This window comes from Anaerococcus sp. HMSC068A02, from assembly GCF_001811125.1.
Lineage (GTDB): Bacteria > Bacillota > Clostridia > Tissierellales > Peptoniphilaceae > Anaerococcus > Anaerococcus vaginalis_C.
Genome location: NZ_KV803756.1, coordinates 27,146 through 30,988, shown reverse-complemented (window position 1 = coordinate 30,988; position 3,843 = coordinate 27,146). Strand labels below are relative to the sequence as shown.

Annotated in this window: 3 protein-coding genes; all 3 read left to right on the top strand. The window is 30.7% G+C overall.

All coding sequences use genetic code 11. The features are described from left to right. Positions 1–690, top strand: a 690-nt coding sequence (locus HMPREF2782_RS04630) for a sensor histidine kinase (protein WP_070641220.1), incomplete at its 5' end; no start/stop codon positions are given. 46 nt (positions 691–736) lie between these two features. Continuing rightward, positions 737–1,417 (top strand): ABC transporter ATP-binding protein, encoded by a 681-nt coding sequence (locus tag HMPREF2782_RS04625; protein ID WP_070641218.1) that lies wholly within the window; start codon positions 737–739, stop codon positions 1,415–1,417. Beyond that, positions 1,410–3,843: ABC transporter permease (locus HMPREF2782_RS04620; RefSeq protein ID WP_070641216.1), on the top strand; the 2,434-nt coding region annotated here is incomplete at its 3' end. The genes HMPREF2782_RS04625 and HMPREF2782_RS04620, both read left to right, overlap by 8 nt.

The window sequence follows — 3,843 nt, the reverse complement described above, 5'->3', positions numbered from 1 at the left end:
AAGCTTTTTATAGAAATAGTAGAAGCCAAAGAGACGACCACTAAAAATAGCGAAAAGCAAATTGAATACCTAGAAGATATCGCCCATCAAATAAAAACTCCCATCACATCTATGCTTTTTTCCATAGAAAATTTGGAGATGGACTTTTCAGATAATGATGATATAGGAATTTTAAAAAAGCAAACAATCAGATTAACCTCTCTATCAGATATTTTACTCAAACTATCAAGCCTTGATGCAAACAAAGATTTAATGAAAAAAGAACAAATTTGTTTAGATGAATTAGTAGATTATGCCTTAGATAGTTTGAATTTAAAGAAATCTATAAAGATAGAAAAGAGAACGGATTTAAAAGAAAATAGCATCATTGGAGATTTTTATTGGCTGGCAGAAGCTCTCATTAATATTATGAAAAATGCTGACAATAGACCGACTTGTGATAAAATCGTGGTCTCATCATATAAAAATCCCCTCTATACTAGCTTAATCATTGAAGACAATGGCGGAGGAATAGAAAAAGAGAATATGAAAAAAATCTTTAAACGCTTTTATAAAACGCCCGACTCAAATGGTTTTGGAATTGGCCTTGCTATGGCAAAGACAATTGTCGAAAAAAACAACGGAGAAATTTCTGTTTCAAATATTGGTGGTGGAGCAAGATTTGAAATTAAATTTTACAATGTCACCTAAAAATCACTTTACTTTTATATACTTACCTTAAATTAAGGAGGAAAGTATGGAAATTTTAAAAGTAGAAAACCTAAGAAAAGAATATGGCGATGGTAATTCTAAGGTCATTGCCTTAGACGGTGTTAACCTTGAAATTGAAAGAGGAGAATTTGTTGCCATTGTAGGGCCGAGTGGATCTGGTAAATCAACCCTCCTACATATCATAGGAGGAGTAGATAGCCCAGATGATGGCAAGGTTTATATAGATGGTAACGACATCTCAAAGTATTCCTCAAAAGAATTAGCCTACTTTAGAAGAAGAAAAGTCGGACTAATTTATCAATTTTATAATTTGATTCCCAACTTAACGGTTCGTCACAATATAGAACTTCCATTAAAACTTGATAAAAGAAAAATCAATCAAGATGAATTTTCAGATATAGTAAAAAAACTGGGTATAGAAAGTAAACTTGACTCTTTTCCAAGTGAATTATCAGGAGGTCAGCAACAGAGAGTTGCCATAGCTAGAAGTCTTATCTACAATCCATCTATAATATTAGCTGATGAACCAACAGGTAATTTGGACAGGAAAAATTCTAAGGAAATGATAGAAATCTTTAAATACTTCAATAGAAGCTTAAAACAGACGATTATCCTAATCACCCATGACGAAGAAATAGCCTTACAAGCAAATCGAATTGTTACAATAGTCGATGGAAAAATTGTGGGAGATGAAAGAAATGAATAAGAAGAATTTTCCTATTTTCATCTCATTATTTATTGTAAGTCTGTTTTTTACTGTAATTTTTTATTACGGATATACAGATATGAAGGCTAACTATGGTTATTACATGGCTTCAAGTTTTTATCATGGGGAGATTAAAGAAGAACTCTCAATTGAAGACCTTGAAAAATTAAAGTCCTTTGAAGATATAGATTTGGTCGGGAAAATGTCTCTTAATCCTGACAACGGAAAACTTGCTGACGATTTAGTGGTTATAAACTACCAAGACAAAGCAATCAATAAGATGAGAGAGTATTCAAGAATTGTTGACGGCAGATTTGCTACAAAGGAAGATGAAATTGTACTATCTGAAAGCCTCGTAAAGAAAAATAAACTTAAAATAGGCGACAAGCTAGAACTTGATTTAGGCAAAAGGTTTTTAAATGGCGAAGAGATAGGTCCCACAAGTGCAAATACTGGCAGGGAAAAATTTGAGAGCCAAGCTTCTAAAAGTTTTACTTTAGTCGGTGTTTACGGAGATGTCTACAACAAGTACAGTAAATTAAATTTTGCCTTAGGGCTACAAGATAAAATGTCTACTTTCAGAACATTTGTAAAATTTCATTCATTTGAAGAAGCTTACCAAAATAGAGATAAGATACAAAATGAAATAAATAAGATACTTGGTAAAGATGTTCATTTAGAATTTTCTAAAAGTCTTATAAACTATTATGGATTAGAAAACGAACTCTTACAAAACATAATGAAAAAGGCTGTTACTATTCTATCAGTTCTTGGATGTATAGCGATCTTTGTGTTTTTTATAAAAAACATCTTTTGGGTTTGGGGGCTTAGGAAGATTAGAGAGCTTTCCATTTACAAGTCTATAGGATCTACCAATGGACAAATTTATCTGTTACTTCTAAAAGAAGGACTTGTTACAACTGCAATTCCAATACTTTTAGGACATATTGCAGGATTTTTCTTTATGTATTGTTTGTATAAAAACATAACAAAAGGTGAAGTGATAAGTGCCTTTGAAGTTATAAAATTTAATCCCTTACTAAGTTTAGCAATACTTTTTGTTTCCTTTGTGATTGTAGCATTAGCCATTAAATCCCCTGCGAAAAAGATTTCAAAAATAAATATTATAGACGGTATAAGAGGAAATATAGATTTTTCAAAATCAAAGAAGAAAAGAGCAAAAGATTTTTGGAAGGAATTAAAACTCAACAACTTAGCTTCAATAAAATCACAGAGATATATTTCCGCAATAGGAATAATTATCATTTCGGTGTTTATAATCATCATAGGCATCTCAACATACTACAGAGATTTTTCTCGTTACGATGATGGCTATAATTTTTCCGTTGATTATTTTAGTGAAAAGAATCAAGTCCCAAAAATATTAAAAGAAATTGTAGATAAAATTCCTAACGACAAGTCTTATATTTCAAAAGATAAATATGTTCAAGTTGAAAACACTAACGAATTCTCAAAAAAAGCAAAGGCAGCTGGATTAGAGGATGAAGCGAAAAAGAATATAAAAAAATATAAGGCAGAGGGCATGGATGGATTTATCATCGCCTTAGAAGAAAAAGACTTAAAAGAACTTGGAGGAAAGAAGGGTGAATTTGTCCTCTATAATACAATTCAAGAAGATTCTTCTATTCCAATAGCTAAGGCAAAGAGAATTCCATATTTCAAAAATCCACAGATTTTAGATATTAACTTTGAAAATGATTATAATAAGACTATTAAAATTTCAAAGACAATAACAGATTTGGGAAAATATAAGTCGAGAACAATGCCCTTTGATGTAAAAGTTTATACAGATTTTGACACTTATTTTAAACTTATGGAAGAATCAGGTGATGAGAAATATACAGAATATGCCTATACTTTAAATATGAAGATAAAAGATTCTGATACCAAAGATGTAAAAGAATATGTAGAGGCCATGATAGGAGAACAAATTTCACCTGATGATAGATTTAATATCAAAATAGGTGAAGAAATCGCAAAAAATGAATATAAGGAAGTGAAAAGTTTCATAAAATTTGTAATAGGAATAGCATCGCTCATCTTTGTATTAAATATTACAAACGGCTACTCGTCCATTAATTTAAGTCTAATGAGCAGAAAAAAAGAAATCGGAAGTCTTTATTCTTGTGGTATGGATGTAGATGAGTTAAAGAACATCTATCAAAAGGAATTTATTGAAGAACAGGTAAAATCTTTTATAATTTCTATTATGGTGAGCTTAGGAGTTATGTTGGCAATATCATTAATAGTCCCTGATTTAAGAATGAGTACTTTAATAAAATATTATGACTACAAAAGCTTCCTAGGATTTTCACTAGTCGTCTATGGTATTAACCTAATCATCTATCACTTCTCCTTAAAGAGAATATTAGACAGACCGACTATAGATTTAATTCGAACAATAT

Excerpts from the sequence above, each read along its gene's own strand:
- HMPREF2782_RS04625 (WP_070641218.1), top strand. The coding sequence starts at position 737 with ATGGAAATTTTAAAAGTAGAAAACCTAAGAAAAGAATATGGCGATGGT.